This window comes from Streptomyces sp. NPDC029296 (assembly GCF_055569255.1).
Genome location: NZ_JBVHXT010000041.1, coordinates 21,022 through 38,013, shown reverse-complemented (window position 1 = coordinate 38,013; position 16,992 = coordinate 21,022). Strand labels below are relative to the sequence as shown.

At 72.9% G+C, this 16,992-nt stretch carries 14 protein-coding genes, 1 tRNA gene and 1 pseudogene; 9 read left to right on the top strand and 7 right to left on the bottom strand.

What is annotated here, in order from left to right; genetic code table 11:
* Positions 1–132: 132 nt before the first annotated feature.
* On the top strand, positions 133–987 hold the full coding sequence (locus ACZ4W9_RS30845; RefSeq protein WP_467941281.1) for a Cof-type HAD-IIB family hydrolase: 855 nt from the start codon (positions 133–135) through the stop codon (positions 985–987).
* A 149-nt stretch (positions 988–1,136) separates the two neighbouring features.
* On the opposite strand, the gene ACZ4W9_RS30840 is transcribed toward ACZ4W9_RS30845, so the two are convergent.
* From ACZ4W9_RS30840 to ACZ4W9_RS30825, 4 genes and pseudogenes are all read right to left on the bottom strand, one after another.
* Positions 1,137–1,784 carry an endonuclease gene (locus tag ACZ4W9_RS30840; protein WP_467941279.1) on the bottom strand — a complete coding sequence of 216 codons (648 nt, stop codon included), beginning with the start codon at positions 1,782–1,784 and terminating at the stop codon, positions 1,137–1,139.
* A 4-nt stretch (positions 1,785–1,788) separates the two neighbouring features.
* On the bottom strand, positions 1,789–2,130 hold the full coding sequence (locus ACZ4W9_RS30835; protein WP_467941278.1) for a DUF3140 domain-containing protein: 342 nt from the start codon (positions 2,128–2,130) through the stop codon (positions 1,789–1,791).
* A gap of 68 nt (positions 2,131–2,198) precedes the next feature.
* Positions 2,199–2,690: a Dps family protein gene (locus tag ACZ4W9_RS30830; protein WP_467941276.1), complete on the bottom strand. Its 492-nt coding sequence runs from the start codon at positions 2,688–2,690 to the stop codon at positions 2,199–2,201.
* A gap of 273 nt (positions 2,691–2,963) precedes the next feature.
* Positions 2,964–3,772 (bottom strand): annotated as a pseudogene (locus tag ACZ4W9_RS30825) (alpha/beta hydrolase).
* 143 nt (positions 3,773–3,915) lie between these two features.
* Here ACZ4W9_RS30825 and ACZ4W9_RS30820 point away from each other — a divergent pair.
* From ACZ4W9_RS30820 to ACZ4W9_RS30805, 4 genes are all read left to right on the top strand, one after another.
* Positions 3,916–5,103: a thiolase family protein gene (locus tag ACZ4W9_RS30820; protein WP_467941275.1), complete on the top strand. Its 1,188-nt coding sequence runs from the start codon at positions 3,916–3,918 to the stop codon at positions 5,101–5,103.
* A gap of 74 nt (positions 5,104–5,177) precedes the next feature.
* The gene (locus ACZ4W9_RS30815; RefSeq protein WP_467941273.1) at positions 5,178–6,689 is read left to right on the top strand and encodes a long-chain-fatty-acid--CoA ligase; all 1,512 of its coding nucleotides are present in this window, start codon (positions 5,178–5,180) and stop codon (positions 6,687–6,689) included.
* A gap of 89 nt (positions 6,690–6,778) precedes the next feature.
* Complete coding sequence (locus ACZ4W9_RS30810) at positions 6,779–7,552, top strand: sulfite exporter TauE/SafE family protein (protein WP_467941272.1); 774 nt, start codon at positions 6,779–6,781, stop codon at positions 7,550–7,552.
* Positions 7,553–7,617: 65 nt separating this feature from the next.
* On the top strand, positions 7,618–8,397 hold the full coding sequence (locus ACZ4W9_RS30805) for a cobalt-precorrin-6A reductase (protein ID WP_467941270.1): 780 nt from the start codon (positions 7,618–7,620) through the stop codon (positions 8,395–8,397).
* Positions 8,398–8,496: 99 nt separating this feature from the next.
* On the opposite strand, the gene cobF is transcribed toward ACZ4W9_RS30805, so the two are convergent.
* The gene (cobF, locus tag ACZ4W9_RS30800; protein ID WP_467941268.1) at positions 8,497–9,270 is read right to left on the bottom strand and encodes a precorrin-6A synthase (deacetylating); all 774 of its coding nucleotides are present in this window, start codon (positions 9,268–9,270) and stop codon (positions 8,497–8,499) included.
* A 93-nt stretch (positions 9,271–9,363) separates the two neighbouring features.
* Positions 9,364–9,870 (bottom strand): DUF309 domain-containing protein, encoded by a 507-nt coding sequence (locus tag ACZ4W9_RS30795; protein WP_467941266.1) that lies wholly within the window; start codon positions 9,868–9,870, stop codon positions 9,364–9,366.
* A gap of 160 nt (positions 9,871–10,030) precedes the next feature.
* On the opposite strand from ACZ4W9_RS30795, the gene ACZ4W9_RS30790 reads away from it, so the two are divergent.
* From ACZ4W9_RS30790 to ACZ4W9_RS30775, 4 genes are all read left to right on the top strand, one after another.
* Positions 10,031–10,104: transfer RNA gene (locus ACZ4W9_RS30790), tRNA-Pro, on the top strand.
* Positions 10,105–10,533: 429 nt separating this feature from the next.
* A complete protein-coding gene (locus tag ACZ4W9_RS30785; protein ID WP_467941264.1) occupies positions 10,534–11,259 on the top strand; it encodes a glycoside hydrolase family 11 protein in 726 nt (241 codons plus the stop codon).
* 307 nt (positions 11,260–11,566) lie between these two features.
* Entirely contained in the window at positions 11,567–13,009 is a 1,443-nt protein-coding gene (locus ACZ4W9_RS30780; protein WP_467941263.1) for an endo-1,4-beta-xylanase, read from the top strand.
* A gap of 100 nt (positions 13,010–13,109) precedes the next feature.
* The gene (locus tag ACZ4W9_RS30775) at positions 13,110–14,411 is read left to right on the top strand and encodes an RICIN domain-containing protein (RefSeq protein WP_467941261.1); all 1,302 of its coding nucleotides are present in this window, start codon (positions 13,110–13,112) and stop codon (positions 14,409–14,411) included.
* Positions 14,412–14,516: 105 nt separating this feature from the next.
* Here the strand turns inward: ACZ4W9_RS30775 and ACZ4W9_RS30770 are convergent, their stop codons facing one another.
* Complete coding sequence (locus ACZ4W9_RS30770; protein WP_467941348.1) at positions 14,517–16,274, bottom strand: M28 family peptidase; 1,758 nt, start codon at positions 16,272–16,274, stop codon at positions 14,517–14,519.
* Positions 16,275–16,992: the final 718 nt, after the last annotated feature.

Here is a 16,992-nt window from a genome sequence, read left to right as displayed (position 1 = left end):
GCTGTTCTCCGCGGTCATTGTGCCTCCCGGTGATCGCGCTGTCCCGGGAAACGGGACACCGGGCGGTTCGGGGCCCGCCGGGCGGATGAGGAACACTGGACCGGTACCCCCGCACCCGACCGGAAGCAGCACATGCCCGCCATACCCACGCCCCTCCCCGACACCGCCGCCCTGCCCGCCGGCCCCGCAGACATCCGGCTGATCGTGACCGACATGGACGGCACGCTGCTGGACGACGCCAAGCGGATTCCCGACGGGCTGTGGCCGATGCTCGACGGGCTGCGCCGCCGCGGGGTGCTGTTCAGCCCGGCCAGCGGACGGCAGTACGCGACCCTGCACCGGCAGTTCGAGCGGGTCGCCGAGGGCATGGTGTTCATCGCGGAGAACGGCACGTACGTGGTCCGCGACGGTGTGGAACTCTCCTCCGACCCGCTCGCGGGGTCCGTCGCCGCGCGGATCGCGCGGACGGTGCGGGGGCTGGCCGAGGGCGGCGCGGACGTCGGCGCCGTCGTCTGCGGCAAGCGGGCGGCGTACGTCGAGCGGAGCGACGAGGCGTTTCTCGCCGAGGTGCGCCAGTACTACGCCGAGCACCGGATCGTGGAGGACGTCACCGCCGTCGACGACGACGTGATCAAGGTGGCGGTGTTCGACTTCGGGCCCGCCGAGCACACCGTCGCCCCGGCCCTCGCCGGGTTCGCCGCCACCCACCGGGTCGTCGTCTCCGGCGAGCACTGGGTGGACGTGATGAACCGCACCGCCGACAAGGGCACCGCCGTGCGCGGCCTCCAGCGGGCGCTCGGCATCACGCCCGCGCAGACCATGGCGTTCGGCGACTACCTCAACGACCTGGGGATGCTCGACGCCGCGGAGTGGTCCTTCGCCATGGCCGGCGCCCACCCCGAGGTGATTCGCCGGGCCCGCTACCTGGCCCCGTCCAACAACGACGACGGCGTGCTGCGCACCATCGCCCACGTGCTCGGCCTGTAGCGGCCCGGAAACCGGTCGTGGCCCCGGACGGGACGCGGCCGGGTGGTGTCGAGGTCCTGGATGTCCGGTCCGGTCTCCGACCCGGGGCCGCTCCTTCCCGTCCGGTCCCGGCGGTCGGTCCGGGACGCGCGGGGAGCGGCCCGGCGGGATCATCCGGCGCGGCGCAGGCAGTCCTCGGCCACCCCTTTGTCCAGCGCGGCCCGGACCAGCGCGGCGGCCAGCACGGCCGACGGGGTGTCCCCGGCCAGTTCGGTCAGCTTCCCGGGGTCCTCGGGCAGGCCGAGCCGCCCGGCGCCGGACAGCGCCTTGCCGTCCAGGTAGGGGGCGACGTCCGGCCACACCCGCTGCGCCTCGCGCAGGAAGATGCCGGCACCGGTCGGCCCGATGCCGGGCTCCTCCTGGAGCAGTTCCCGCAGCCGGTCGATGTCGCCGCCGGCCTCCCGGTGCAGTCGGCGCAGATCGCCGCCCCAGCGCTCCTCGAGCAGCTCGGCGCCGTCCCGGAGCCGGGTCGCGGTCTGCTCGTCGTACCGGCGGTAGCCGGCGCGGCCGAGAGCGTCGACCCGCCGCCGCCGGTCGGACCCGGCCATCCGGCGCGGGCTGTCCAGGCGCTCCTCGTGCAGGGCCCGGGCGGCGGCCACCGCGACCGACGCCCGGATCCGGGTACTGAGCAGCAGGGACAGCACCAGCAGCCGGTACAGCGGCTGCGGGGTGTCCGTCAGCCGGATGCCCGCCTCCTCGGCGAACGTCCGCCCGTGCGCGGACACCAGCTCCCGCAGCACGCGTGCGTCGCGGTCCATGGGCCTACGGTTTGAGCGGGTCGTGGCCCAGGGTCATCAGCCGGTGCCGGCGGCCGGTGTCCCGGGCGGTCTCCGGCGCGGGCTCGTCGTCCACGTCCACCAGCTCTCCGACCGTGTCCACGACCCGCCGCATCACCCGGACGTCGTCGTGGGTCAGGTCGGTACGGCGCTTCCGCAGGATCGCCAGGACGTGCTGCCCGGTCTCCGTGCCCGCCGCGTCCGGCAGCGGTTCCGTCTCCTCGCCGGCGTCCCGGACCTTCAGCCAGGCCGCGAGTTCCGCCGAGGTCATGTTCACCACGCGGTGGAAGTCGTCCCACAGCGCGTCGAGTTCCGGGGAGTCGGCCATGGGTTCCCCCTTCCGTGTTCTGCCCCGCCGGGGGCGGGGCGGCGGCGTACGGGGCGAGTGGCCGTCTCTCAGTCGGCGGCCGTGTCGCCGGGGTGGTTCTCCGCCTCGAACATCCAGCGCTGCTTCTCCAGATCGGCGGTGATGGCGATCAGCAGGTCCTGGCTGACGGGGTCGGCCTTCTCGGTCGCGGCGATCCGCTCCCGCAGCCGGCCGATGGCCGTCTCCAGCGAGGACACCATCAGCTCCACGACCTCGGTGTCGCGCAGCCAGCCGTCCTTGGTGCCGGACAGCGCGAAGGTCGCGGCGATGGTCTCCGGGCGGCCGTCCGGAGACACGCCCAGCGCGGCGGCGCGTTCGGCCACCGTGTCGGAGTGGGCGCGTGCCGTGGCGACCACCTCGTCCAGCTGGAGGTGGATCGACCGGAACCGCGGGCCCACGATGTTCCAGTGCGCCTGCTTGCCGACCAGCGACAGTCCCAGCAGATCGACCAGGGTGTCCTGCAGGGCGGTGCCGGTGATGCCGAGCGCTTCCTCGGGCAGTGTGCTCTTGACCACGGTCATGGTGCGCTGGTCCCCTTTCCTGAACTTTCCTCGGCCATGTCCGAAAGGGCGGGTGCCCCCGGCATCCGCAGACAAACCGGCTGATCAGCGGGGGAGTCATCGGGTGTGCGGGGCGTCGGACGGCGGGGGCGCACGAGGAGTGCGGGGGCACCGGCCGGCGGGGTGACGCCGGGTCCGGTCGTGGGGGCGCCGGCCGCCAGGCGGGGGCGGCACGCGGGCGTGCGGTGGCGCCTGCCGGTCCGCGGGGCGGCCCCGGCCGAGCGGCGAGGGCCCTCAGCGGGGCAGTACCCCGTCCAGGAAGCGGAGCAGTTCCGTGTGGGCCGCCGCCCGGTCCCCCTCGTGGAACACCTCGTGCCGCGCCCCGGGGAAGATCCGTTCGGTCAGCCGGCCGCCACTCAGCCGCTCCACCCCGGGCCGGCTCCCGGCCGGCGGCACCAGCCGGTCCTCGTCGCCGTGCGGCCACAGCAGCGGCAGCGGGCCCACGTCACCGCTCCGGGCGACCGTCTCCAGGGTGCGGACGAACGCCCGGAGCGTCGGCCGCTTCATGGGCCCGTGCCAGACCAGCGGATCGGCCGCGTAGGCGGCGCCCACGGCCGGGCCCCGGGACAGCGCGGACGGGCTGACCGGGGTGTCCGGGATCTCCTCCGGGGCCGGCAGCCGGCCCGGCGGCTCCCAGGCGCCGATCACCGGCGCGGACAGCACCAGCGCACTCGGCCCGTCGCCGTACCGCTGGGCGTAGCGGGCCGCGATCAGCCCGCCCATCGAGTGGCCGAGCAGCACCAGCGGCAGGCCGGGGCGCCCGGCCCGGGCGAGGTCCGCGACGGCGTGCACGTCGGTGACCACGTCCTCATAGTCCTCGATCAGCGCCCGTTCCCCGGCCGACCGGCCGTGGCCGGTGTGGTCGGGGCCGTAGACGGCGGCCCCGTGTCCGGTGAGCACGGCCGCCAGTTCCGCGTACCGGCCGGCGTGCTCGCCGTACCCGTGCGCCAGGAGCACAGCAGGCGGGGCTCCGGATGCGGCCACTCGCGCACGGCGAGGGCTCCGTGCGCGCCGTCGAGGACGTGCTCGCGGACGTGGTGCATGTCTCCTCCCGTTCCCCCCGGCGAAGCCCCGGGGGAGCTTCCCAGCGGGGCGGCCGGAGGTCTATAGTCCAAAACTAGCAGTGCTAATTAACGAGTGCTGCACCCATCCGTGATCCACAATGTCGTAGGTCAGGAGTCCCGCCGTGCGTCCCGTCCATTTCGCGACCGCCCGCCGCACCCCCCTCGGCAAGGTGCGCGGTGTCCTCTCCTCGGTCCGCCCCGACGATCTGGCCGCGACCGTGATCCGCCGGCTGGTGGCCGACGTGCCCGCGCTCGACCCCGCCCGCGTCGACGACGTCTACTGGGGCGCCGCCAACCAGGCCGGCGAGGACAACCGGAACGTCGCCCGCATGGCCGCCCTGCTCGCCGGACTGCCCGACTCCGTGCCCGGCGCCACCGTCAACCGGCTGTGCGCCTCCGGGCTCGAGGCGGTCACCGCCGCCGCCCGCACCATCGCCGCGGGCGAGGCCGACATCGTGATCGCCGGCGGCTCCGAGTCGATGAGCCGCGCCCCCTTCGTGCTGCCCCGGCCCGACGAGGCCCTGCCGCACCGCATGGAGACCTACGACACCCGGCTCGGCTGGCGCCTGGTCAACCCCGCCATGAAGGAGCTGCACGGCCTGCTCTCCATGGGCGAGACCGCCGAGGAGGTCGCCGCCCGCCTCGGCATCTCCCGCGCCCGGCAGGACGAGTTCGCCCTGCGCAGCCACCAACTCGCCGCCGCCGCCCGCAAGAACGGCCACTTCGACGACGAACTCCTGCCCGTGGAGCGCCCGGACGGCGTCACCGTCGAGCACGACGAGTGCGTCCGCGAGGACACCTCGCTGGAGAAGCTGGCCCGCCTCAAGCCGGCCTTCCGCGCGGGCGGCACCGTCACGGCCGGGAACGCCTCGCCGATGAACGACGGCGCCGCCGCCCTGCTGCTGGTCAGCGAAGAGGCCCTGAACGAACTGGGCCTGGAGTCCCTCGGCCGGTACGTCGCGGGCGCCTCCGCGGGCGTGCACCCCGACGTGATGGGCCTCGGCCCGGTCCCCGCCACCCACAAGGTGCTCATCCGGGCCGGCTGGGAGATCGGCGACCTCCAGGAGGCCGAGCTGAACGAGGCGTTCGCCGCCCAGGCCCTCGCCTGCGTCGACCAACTGGGCCTCGACCCCGACCTGGTGAACCCCACCGGCGGCGCCATCGCCCTCGGCCATCCCCTCGGCTGCTCCGGCGCCCGCATCCTCACCACCCTGCTGCACCGCATGCGGCGCACGGGCGCCCGGCGCGGCCTCGCGACCATGTGCGTGGGCGTGGGGCAGGGCACCGCGATGCTGGTCGAGCGACACTGAGCCGACGTCAACGGGGGCTCCCCACAAGGGGATCCGGTAGCACGAGCCGCAGCAAGGAAACGGAGCAGCACTCCATGGCAACCCTGTCCGTCGCCGCCATACTCGCCGAGAACGCCCGGCGCCGCCCCGGCAAGACCGCCCTGGTCGAGGGCGAACTGCGGCTCACCTTCGCCGAGGTGTGGCGGCGGGCGCTCGCCCGGGCGGGCGCGCTCACCGCCCTCGGCGTACGGCCCGGCGACCGGATCGCCCTCATGGCCCCCAACACCGCCGAGTTCCCGGTCGCCTACTACGCGATCGCCGCGGCGGGCGGTGTCGTCGTCCCCGTCCACCTCCTGCTGTCGGCCGACGAGGTCCAGCACGTCCTGAAGGACAGCGGGGCCACCGTGCTGCTCGTCCACCCGGCCCAGGCCGTGACCGGCCGGGCCGCGGCCGAGGCGGTCGGCGTCCGCGTGATCACCCTGGGCGAGGAACTGGACAAGCTGGCGGCCGACGCCGAGCCGCTGCCGTCGTACGCGACCCGCGCCGCCGACGACCCCGCGGTGGTCTTCTACACCAGCGGTACGACCGGTGTCCCCAAGGGCGCTGTCCTCAGCCACTTCAACCTGGTGATGAACGCGACCGTCAACGCCTTCGACGCCCACGACATCCGCGCCGACGACATCGCCCTCGGCGCGCTGCCGCTGTTCCACGCCTTCGGCCAGACCGTCTCGCTGAACTCCACCTGGCGGGCCGGCGCCACGCTCGTGCTGCTGCCCCGCTTCGACGCGGCCCGGGCCATCGAGCTGATGGTGCGGGAGGACGTGAACACCTTCCACGGCGTGCCCACCATGTTCGTCGCCCTCGCCGCGGCGGCCGCCGACGCCGAACGGCTCCCCGGGCTGCGGGTGTGCATCTCCGGCGGGGCCTCGCTCCCGGTCGCGGTACTGGAACGGTTCGAGGCCGCGTTCGGAGCGGAGGTCTACGAGGGCTACGGACTGTCGGAGACCTCGCCGGCCGCCACCGTCAACCAGCCGGTGTTCGGCAGCAAGGCCGGCACCATCGGGCACCCGCTGTGGGGCGTCGACGCGGAGATCGCCCGCGCCGAGGTGGAGGACCGCATCGAGCTGCTGCCGCCCGGCGAGCTGGGCGAGGTCGTCATCCGCGGCCACAACGTCTTCTCCGGCTACCTGGGCCGCCCCGAGGCCACCGCCGAGGCCCTGGTGGACGGCTGGTTCCGCACCGGCGACCTCGGCGTCAAGGACGACGAGGGCTTCCTGCGGATCGTCGACCGCAAGAAGGACGTCATCATCCGCGGCGGCTACAACGTCTACCCGCGCGAGGTCGAGGAGGTCCTGACGCGGCACCCGGACATCGCCCAGGCCGCCGTCATCGGCCTGCCCGACGAACTGCACGGCGAGGAGATCTGCGCCGTCGTCGTCCCGGCCCCCGGCGCCACCCCGGACGCCGCCGCCCTCACCGAATGGTCCAAGCAGCACCTCGGCCGGCACAAGTACCCGCGCCGCGTGGAGTTCACGGACACCCTGCCGCTCGGACCGAGCATGAAGGTGCTCAAGCGGGAGCTGCGGGTCCGGTACACGGGCCGGTAGCGCGCCGCGCGGGCCGGGGGGCGTGGTGGACCGGCCCGCGAGACGGTCCTTACGCGCGGCCTATGCATGCACATAGCATCGGTCCCCGCATGAACACGATGACGCTCTGGCACCTATCAGGCTGGGAGTTCGCCGCGCTCGCCTTCGCGGCCCTGCTCGTCGGCTTCTCCAAGACCGCGGTCAGCGGGGCCAACACGGTCAGCCTCGCGATCTTCGCGGCGGTCCTGCCCGCCCGCGCCTCCACCGGCATCCTGCTGCCCCTCCTCATCGCCGGGGACGTGCTCGCCGTCCTCACCTACCGGCGGCATGCCCACTGGCCCACGCTGTGGCGGCTGTTCCCGGCCGTGGCGGTGGGCGTGGTGGCCGGCACGCTGTTCCTGGTGTGGGCCGGCGACGGGATGGTACGGGTCTCGATCGGCGCGATCCTCCTGCTGATGGCCGGGGTGACGGTGTGGCGCCGGCGCACGGCCGACACCCCGCCCGCGCCGGAGACGGTGACGACCCGGGCGGGCCGGATCAAGGCCCGCTCCTACGGCGTGCTCGGCGGGTTCACCACGATGGTCGCCAACGCGGCCGGGCCGGTGATGTCGCTGTACCTGCTCTCCGCAGGCTTCCGCAAGCTCGGCTTCCTCGGCACCTCCGCCTTCTTCTTCCTCATCGTGAACGTCTCCAAGGTGCCGTTCAGCGTGGGCCTGGGCCTGATCGACGGACGGTCACTGCTCCTCGACGCCGCGCTCGTGGCGTTCGTCGTGCCCGGTGCGCTGATCGGCAAACGGGCCGTGAACCGGATCAACCAGCGGCTCTTCGAACAACTCGTGATCGCGGCGACCATCGTGGGCGGCGTGCAGCTGCTCCTGCCCTAGTCCTTCCGCGCGCCCGACCGCGACGACCCGGCCGGCCGCCGCCCGGCACCCCGTACGCTCACCCCATGCCCGCGCACGTGCTGATCCTCGGCGGCACCACCGAGGCCCGCCGCCTCGCCGCCGACCTCGCCGCCCGGCCCGGCACCCGGGTCACCACCTCGCTCGCCGGCCGGGTCGCCCGCCCCGGCGCACTGCCCGGCGAGGTGCGCGTCGGCGGCTTCGGCGGCCCGGAGGGCCTGGCCGGCTGGCTGCGCGAGCACCGGGTGGACGCCCTGGTGGACGCCACCCACCCCTTCGCCGGGACGATCACCGCCCACGCGGCCCGCGCGGCGCGGGCCACCGGAGTCCCCGCGGTCGTCCTGCGCCGCCCCGGCTGGCGGCCGGGCCCCGGCGACCGCTGGCACGACGTCGCGTCCCTCGCCGAGGCCGCCGAGGCGCTGCCCGGCCTCGGCAGCCGGGTGTTCCTCAGCACCGGACGCCTCGGCCTCGCCGCCTTCGCCTCCCTGACCGGCCTGCACTTCCTCGTCCGCTCGGTGGAGCCGCCCGAGCCGCCGCTGCCGCCGGACGCCCGGGTGATCCTGGCCCGCGGCCCGTTCACGGTCCCCGGCGAGACGGAACTCCTGCGCACCCACCGGATCGACGTCCTCGTCACGAAGGACAGCGGCGGACAGGCCACGGCGGCGAAACTCACGGCCGCGCGCGACCTGCGCCTGCCCGTGATCGTCGTACGCCGCCCCCCGCTGCCGGACGGCGTCGGAGCGGTCCCCGACGTGGCGAGCGTCCTGGACCGGCTGGGCTTCGGGACGGACACGGCGAACGGGACGTCCGGCGGACCGGACGCCTGACCGACACCGCGGGCACCACACGGCTCGGCGCCGCACCGTCGTCGGCGCCACGCCGCCGGCCCCGTACCGGTCGTCGGCGCGGCCCCGGCTCCGCGCGGGTCAGTCCCGCGCCGGATGCCTGCGCAGCAGGTACGTGTCCATGATCCAGCCCTTGCGCTCCCGGGCCTCGGCGCGCAGCCGCTCGATGCGCGGACCGGCCTCCGCGATCGGACCGGAGACGAGGATCTCGTCCGGTGTGCCTATGTAGGCGCCCCAGTAGATGTCCATGTCCTCCTCGGCGTACCGCCGGAACGCCTGGTGCGCGTCCAGCATCACGACCACGTCGTCCACCCCCTCCGGGAAACCCTCGGCCAGCCGCCGCCCCGTGGTGATCTGCACCGGCCGGGCGACCCGGTTCAGCCCCGTGCGATGTCGGGCGACCAGGGCGGAGACACTGCTGACGCCGGGGACCACGTCGTACGTGAACTCCACCGCGCCCCGCTCCAGCACCTCCTGGAGGATGCCCAGCGTGCTGTCGTAGAGCGCCGGATCCCCCCAGACCAGGAACGCGCCGGTGCCGTCCTCGTCCAGCTCGCCGGCGATCAGTCGCTCGTAGATCCCGGCGCGGGCGGAGCGCCAGTCCTCGACGGCCGGGGAGTAGGCGGGACCGCCCGCCGAGCGGTCCCGCTCCGGGTCACGGGCCTCGACCACCCGGTAGGACCCGGCCGGCAGATGCGCGTCCAGCATGTCCCGGCGGAGCTGGGTCAGATCGTTCTTCACCTCGCCCTTGTCGAGGAGGAAGAACACGTCCGTGCTCCGCAGCGCCTTGACCGCCTGCAGGGTCAGCTGGTCGGGGTCGCCCGCGCCGATACCGATGACATGAATCTTTCGCACGCCCCGAGTCTGCCGCATGCCGCCGGCCATGCGCCCACCGCCTCCGCACGGCCGGCTACGGCGCTGCGTCCGCGCCCGTCGGGAGCGGTCCGGTCAGGGGCCCAGCCGAGGTGCCTCGGCGCACGCGTCGACCGGTGCGGAGCCGCGCTCGACCCGCCCCGCCAGCTCCCGCGCCCACCGGGCGAGCCCGGGCAGGTCCAGCCCGTAGGGCCGGTCCTCGCCCCGCCCGGCCGCCCACTCCTCGACCGCGCCGGCCCCCCGCCGCAGCAGCCGGGCCCCGCCGACGGCGTTGCCCCGGGCCGCGTGGGTGAGCCCCACGGCCAGCTGGGCGAGCCCCCGCCACAGCGGGCGCTCCTGCGGCGGGCCCGACTTCCAGGCGTCCTCGAACACCTCGTGCGCGTGGAAGGGCCGCCCGGCGGCCAGCAGTGCCTGTGCCTCGACCACGGTCTCCTCCGGTGCCCGCAGGATCCCCTCCGGCTGCCGGGGGACGCCCTCGGCACCATACGGCAGCGGGCGCCCCAGCCCGTCCCGGGGCCGCGCGTTGCGGGCCCGCCCGTCCGTGTCCCGGTCCCGGGCATCGGATGCCCCCACGTTCGTCATACCGCCGATTGTCCCCCGCCGCGCTCCCCGCCGCGCGCCACCGCTTCTCCCGCTTCGCCCCACCCTGTACGGCGTCCCGGCCGCCCGTCTTCGGCGCACCCGCCGGCGTGGGGTAAAGTGCTGTCCGCACGATCACGCGGAACACCGCGCGCTGGTGCGACGGGACGTGGCGCAGCTTGGTAGCGCACTTGACTGGGGGTCAAGGGGTCGCAGGTTCAAATCCTGTCGTCCCGACTGGAGACAGTCGCAGATCAGGGCCGGTTTCGGAGACATCCGAAACCGGCCCTGATCGTTTTGGGGGCCGGTCGGGGGGAGCGGTTGGGGACCGGTGCCTCCTTGGCCGGTGTCCGCCGCTCCGCGCCTGATCGAAAGTTTCGAAAGCCGCGCACGGTCTTGCGTCGCATTCCCTCCTCGTCTCGTTCCACCTCTCGCGACGGCTCGCGCCAGGGGCGGCGTGATCAGCCAAGACGTACTCGTCACGTCCCCTTCGGATTACAGAGATGTTTCCGAAAGGATGTCGAAACCGTTGACAGGGTCATGGCGTTCTCCGAAAACTGTGCCCACCGAACGGCACGACCGCGGGCGGCCCCGCGCCCGTCTTCCGTGCCGGGCCGCGGGCGGCAGGAGCCGCCCGCCCCCCACGAGCCTTCATCGGGAGGACGCATGCAGCAGGACGGCACGCAGCAGCACCAGACCCAGCAGAACCCCGCTCCCCTCGGCGGCTTGAGCCGACGAGGCTTCCTCGGCGGCGCCGGAACCGTCGCGCTCGCGACCGCGACCGGACTGCTGCTGCCCGGCACCGCCCACGCCGCCACCACCATCACCACCAGCCAGACCGGCTACGACGGCATGTACTACTCGTTCTGGACCGACGGCGGCGGCTCCGTCTCCATGACGCTGAACGGCGGCGGCGGTTACAGCACGCGGTGGACCAACTGCGGCAACTTCGTCGCCGGCAAGGGCTGGAACACCGGCGGCCGCAGGACGGTCCGCTACACCGGCTACTTCAACCCGTCGGGCAACGGCTACGGCTGCCTCTACGGCTGGACGTCGAACCCGCTGGTGGAGTACTACATCGTCGACAACTGGGGCAGCTACCGGCCCACCGGCGAATTCCGGGGCACCGTCTACAGCGACGGCGGCACCTACGACATCTACAAGACGACGCGGTACAACGCCCCCTCCGTCGAGGGCACCCGCACCTTCGACCAGTACTGGAGCGTCCGGCAGTCGAAGGTGACCAGCGGCTCCGGCACCATCACCACCGGCAACCACTTCGACGCCTGGGCGCGCGCGGGCATGAACCTGGGGCAGTTCAAGTACTACATGATCATGGCCACCGAGGGTTACCAGAGCAGCGGAAGCTCGACCGTCACGGTCAGCGGCTGATCCCTGTCCGGCGAACGGCCGGCCGCGGGATCCCCCTCACCTCGAAACGTTTCGGATGGGGAGCGGGAAATTCCCCTGCGGGAGAGGTTGACGGTCCACTGTCAAAGCCTCAATCATCCCTGTCTGGGAATCCGGTCGTAGTTCGATATATCGAACGAACCGCAACACACTCCGGGCCATGCGGCCCGCACGGCAGACCGCGTACGCCGCCCCGGTTCCGTCCCACCCCGTCCGTCCGCGGGTGGGAACGGGGCGACGCGTTCCTCGTGCTCCAGTCCTTCCACATGTCCACCTTGGAGGCACAGTCATGGGCTCCTATGCCCCTCCCGGACCACTCCTCGTCCGCCGGAAGATCCGCAACCTGCTGGGGGCGCTGACCGTCGGCGTCCTCGGTACGGTCTCCGCGCTGGCCGCGCAGCCGACCGCACACGCCGCCGAGACCACGCTCGGCGCCGCGGCGGCGCAGAGCGGCCGCTACTTCGGTACCGCCATCGCCTCGGGCAGGCTGGGCGACTCGACGTACACGTCGATCGCGAACCGTGAGTTCAACATGGTGACGGCCGAGAACGAGATGAAGATCGACGCCACCGAACCGCAGCGGGGCCAGTTCAACTTCACCGCCGGCGACCGCGTCTACAACTGGGCGGTGCAGAACGGCAAGAAGGTGCGCGGGCACACCCTGGCCTGGCACTCCCAGCAGCCCGGCTGGATGCAGAGCCTCAGCGGCAGCTCACTGCGCCAGGCGATGATCGACCACATCAACGGCGTGATGGGCCACTACAAGGGCAAGATCGCCCAGTGGGACGTCGTGAACGAGGCGTTCGCCGACGGAAGTTCGGGCGCCCGGCGCGACTCCAACCTGCAGCGCACCGGCAACGACTGGATCGAGGTCGCCTTCCGCACCGCGCGTGCCGCCGACCCGTCGGCCAAGCTCTGCTACAACGACTACAACATCGAAGACTGGACCTGGGCCAAGACGCAGGGCGTGTACAACATGGTCCGGGACTTCAAGCAGCGCGGCGTGCCGATCGACTGCGTCGGCTTCCAGTCGCACTTCAACAGCGGCAGCCCGTACAACAGCAACTTCCGCACCACGCTGCAGAGCTTCGCCGCCCTCGGCGTCGACGTGGCCATCACCGAGCTGGACATCCAGGGCGCCCCGTCCTCGACCTACGCCGCCGTGACCAACGACTGCCTGGCCGTCTCGCGCTGCCTCGGCGTCACCGTCTGGGGCGTGCGCGACAGCGACTCCTGGCGGTCGGGGGACACGCCGCTGCTGTTCAACAACGACGGCAGCAAGAAGGCCGCCTACACCGCGGTGCTCAACGCGCTCAACGGCGGCTCCCCCACCACGCCTCCCCCCACCGGCGACGGCGGGCAGATCAAGGGCGTCGGCTCGGGCCGCTGCCTGGACGTGCCCAACGCCAGTACCGCCGACGGCACCCAGGTCCAGCTGTGGGACTGCAACAGCGCCACCAACCAGCAGTGGACGCTCACCGACGCCGGTGAACTCAAGGTCTACGGCAACAAGTGCCTGGACGCCGCCGGCACCGGCAACGGCGCCAAGGTCCAGATCTACAGCTGCTGGGGTGCCGACAACCAGAAGTGGCGCCTCAACTCCGACGGATCCATCGTCGGCGTCCAGTCCGGCCTCTGCCTCGACGCCGTCGGCGCCGGCACGGCCAACGGCACCCTGATCCAGCTCTACTCCTGCTCGAACGGAAGCAACCAGCGCTGGGCCCGCGCCTGATGGGACCCGCCACGAAGGAAAGGGTGAGCCGATGAGGACCTGCGGTGCGGCTCCTCCCGCCCCTCCACGGAAACACCGGTGGTGGTCCCGGGTCGCCTCCGTGGTGGCGACGGCGCTCGCGGTCGGCATGCTCGCCGCGGTGCATCCGACGCCCGCCGAGGCGGCGACGGTGGACACCAACGCCTGGTACGTGCTGGTCAATCGCAACAGCGGCAAGGCGCTGGACGTCTCCGGCGCGTCCACCGCCGACGGCGCGCGCGTCAGCCAGTGGACGCGCAACGACGGCACCAACCAGCAGTGGCAGTTCGTGGACTCCGGTGACGGCTTCTACCGTCTCAAGGCCCGGCATTCGGGCAAGGTCCTCGACGTGGCCGGCGCCTCGGCCGCGGACGGTGCCGCGATCCAGCAGTGGGCCGACCACAACGGGGCCAACCAGCAGTTCCGCCTGGCCGACTCCGACGCGGGCCACGTCCGGCTGATCAACCGCTCCAGCGGCAAGGCGGTGGAGGTACAGGGTGCCTCCACCGCCGACGGCGGCAACGTCGTCCAGTACTCCGATTGGGGCGGCGCCAACCAGCAGTGGCAGGTGGTCAAACTGTCGTCCGGTGGCGGCGGCGGATGCGGCAGCGCCCCGACTCTGGCGAGCGGTACGCACACGATCCAGAGCGGTGGCAAGAGCCGCAGCTTCATCCTGAGGGTTCCCGCCGGCTACGACAGCAGCCACCGCTACCGGCTGATCTTCGCGTTCCACTGGCGGGGCGGAACCGCCGGCGACGTCGCCTCGGGCGGCACGAGCGGGAGCGCGTGGTCCTACTACGGCCAGCAGGAGCAGTCGGGCAACAGCGCGATCCTGGTCGCCCCCCAGGGCCTCGGCAACGGCTGGGCCAACTCCGGCGGTGAGGACGTCACCTTCGTCGACGACATGATCCGGTACATCGAGGGCGGCCTCTGCGTCAACCCGGCACAGCGTTTCGCCACCGGTTTCAGCTGGGGCGGCGGCATGAGCTACGCCCTCGCGTGCAGCCGGGCGAACGTCTTCAGGGCCGTCGCGGTCATGTCCGGCGCCGAGATCAGCGGGTGCGGCGGCGGGACCCAGCCCATCGCCTACTTCGGGATCCACGGCATCGGCGACTCCGTGCTCAACATCGCGCAAGGACGGTCCCTGCGCGACAGGTTCGTGGGCAACAACGGCTGCACCCCCCAGAGCCCGCGCGAGCCCGCGCCGGGCAGCCGGACGCACATCACCACCGCCTACTCGGGCTGCCGTGCCGGATACCCGGTCCAGTGGGCCGCGTTCGACGGGGACCACATCCCCGGTCCGGTCGACGGCTCCTCCGGCGAAAGCGGCGTCACCACCTGGACCAAGACGGAGATCTGGAGGTTCTTCGCACAGTTCCAGTGACACGTCGTGGGACCGGGCTGTCGTAGAGGGGCACCGGTTCCGCGGGTCAGGGCCGGTTCCGGAGGTGTCCGGAACCGGCCCTGGGCATGCCGGGGAGCGGTGCGGTCAGCCGGTCGTCAGGGCGGTGTCGTCGAGGACGAAGCTGGTCTGGAGGCCGGAGTCCTCGGTGGCCGTGAAGGTCAGCGTGATCTGCTGGCCGGCGTACTGGGCGAGGTCCAGGGTGCGTTCGGTGTACCCGGTGGCAGCGTCGGCGTTGGAGTACGTCTGCTTCGCGGTGCCGTTCACCTTGACCTGGAAGGTGTCGTACGCCGTCGTGCCCGACTCGGCGGTGTCGATGTGCAGCCAGTACGTGAGAGTCGCCTTCGCGCAGCCCGCCGGGACGGTCACCGTCTGGCCGACGCTGTCGGTCGCGGCGTAGCCGTAACCCGCGAGCCAGGCGTACCGGGACCCGGAGTGCGCGGACTGGCCGCTGAACGTGCCGATCGCGCCGGTGTCGCCCGTCCACGGCGACGTACCGCTCTCGAAGCCGCCGTTGGAGATCACCTGGGACGGTGTGCAGCCGCCGGCGCCCTTGACGGTCAGCGTGTACGACGCGCTGTGCGTGCCGGTGCCGGTGCCGGTGAGGGTGAGCGGGTACGTGCCCGGCGGCACGGAGGCGCCGACGGAGACCGTCGCCGTGGAGGAGGCGCCGGAGGTCACCGAGGCCGGGCTGAAGGAGACCGTGACGCCGGCCGGGGCGCCCGAGGCGGACAGGTTCACCGTCTGTGCCGAGCCGCTGGTGGTGGCCGTGGACACGGTGGTGGTCAGCGAGGTGCCCGGGTTCGTGCTGCCGGTGGCGGGGTTCACCGAGACCGAGAAGTCGTTCGCCGGGGCGGTGTCCGAGACCGCCTGCTTCCACAGCGTGTAGGCGACACCGTCCGCGCTGCGGTTCAGCCCGGTGGCGTTGATGTTGCTCGTGGTGTCGCACGAGGAGTGGTAGCAGCCGTCGTACGCGGCGCCCGCCGTGCCGCCCCACTTGGCCGCCTGCGCCGAGGTCTTGCGGGCGCTCGCGCCCATGGCGTAGCCGGAGGTCGGGATGCCGTAGTTCTCGAAGGAGTAGTCGTCGGAGCGGCCCGCGCCCTCGGTGTTCTCCTCGGGCTGGAGGTTCAGCGAGTCCCAGTACGCCTTCATCGGCGCGGCGGCGGAGGACGTGATGTGGTTGATGAAGTAGCCGCCGTTGGGCGAGGCGACCATGTCGAAGTTGTAGTACGCCTTGATCGCCGAGCGCTGCGCGGAGGTCAGCGAACGGACGTAGAAGTCCGAGCCGTTCAGGCCCTGCTCCTCGTCCGTCCACCAGCCGAAGCGGACGCGCGCCCCCATGGACGGATCGGTCTGCGCCAGTTTCAGCGCGACCTCCAGGAGGGTGGCGCTGCCGGAGCCGTTGTCGTTGATGCCGGGCCCGGCGGAGACACCGTCCAGGTGCGCGCCGAACATGTACACCTTCGACGCGTCGCCGCGGGGCCACTCGGCGATCAGGTTGGGACCGGCACCGCTGGTGCAGCCGGAGGTGCAGGCCTGCTCGGTGACGGTGTAACCGGCCGCCTGGAGCTTGCCCTTCACATAGGCGACCGAGTCGCGGTAACCCTGGCCGGTGGACCGGCGGTTGCCGCCGTTGCGGCTCGCGATGGCGTTCAGCTCGGTGAGGTGCGCCTGCACCTTGGTGACGTCTATGTCGGGCGCGGCGGCGGCCAGGGCGGGGGAGTGGGCCGCCGTGGCCGGGTGGCCCGCGGGGGCCGCCTCGGCGCTCGCGGGCAGCAGGGTGAGGCCCGCGGCGGCCGTGGCCAGTGCCAGGCCCGCCAGGGACAGTCTTCGTGGTCGTAGCACCATGTCTCCTTGTGGGGTGGAGGAAACGCCGGGTGTGCGGTGGACTCGGGTGAGCCGCACCACGACACCCTAATGAGCATGCGCATGCCAAGCCCTCGGCAAGCATGGGCGTGCGAGACCGGCCGGATCGACGGCTCCCGCCCGCCCTCCCGGCAGGCACCGGCACGGCACGGGGCCGGTCGGGCGTGCCGGAGCCGCGAGGAACCGGGCGGGCGGCCACGAGGTTAACGGCCCCGCCCGCCTTCCGCCCCTGGCCGAAACCGGCACGTCCGCTCCCGGCCAGACCCGCCGCCGGCAGGTCCGTTCCCGGTCAGACCTGCCGCCGGGCGTGCGCTCGTGGCCGGGCCCGTCGCCGGCGCGTGTGCTTCGGGCCGGGCCCGTTGTGGGCGCGTGTGCCTTCGGCCGGTCCCGCTGTCGGTGCGTGGGCTTCCGGCCAGGTCCGCCGCCGGGCGTGTGTTCCCGGCCGGGCCTGTCGCCGACGCGTGGGCTTCCGGCCAGGTCCGCCGTCGGGTGTGTGTTCCCGGCCGGGCCTGGCGCCGGCGCGTGTGCTTCGGGGCCGTTTCGCTGTCGGCGCGCTCGCTCGCGGCCGGATCCGTCGCCGGTGCGTGTGTTCCCGGCCGGGGCTGTCGCCGACGCGTGGGCTTCCGGCCAGGTCCGCCGTCGGGTGTGTGTTCCCGGCCGGGCCTGGCGCCGGCGCGTGTGCTTCGGGGCCGTTTCG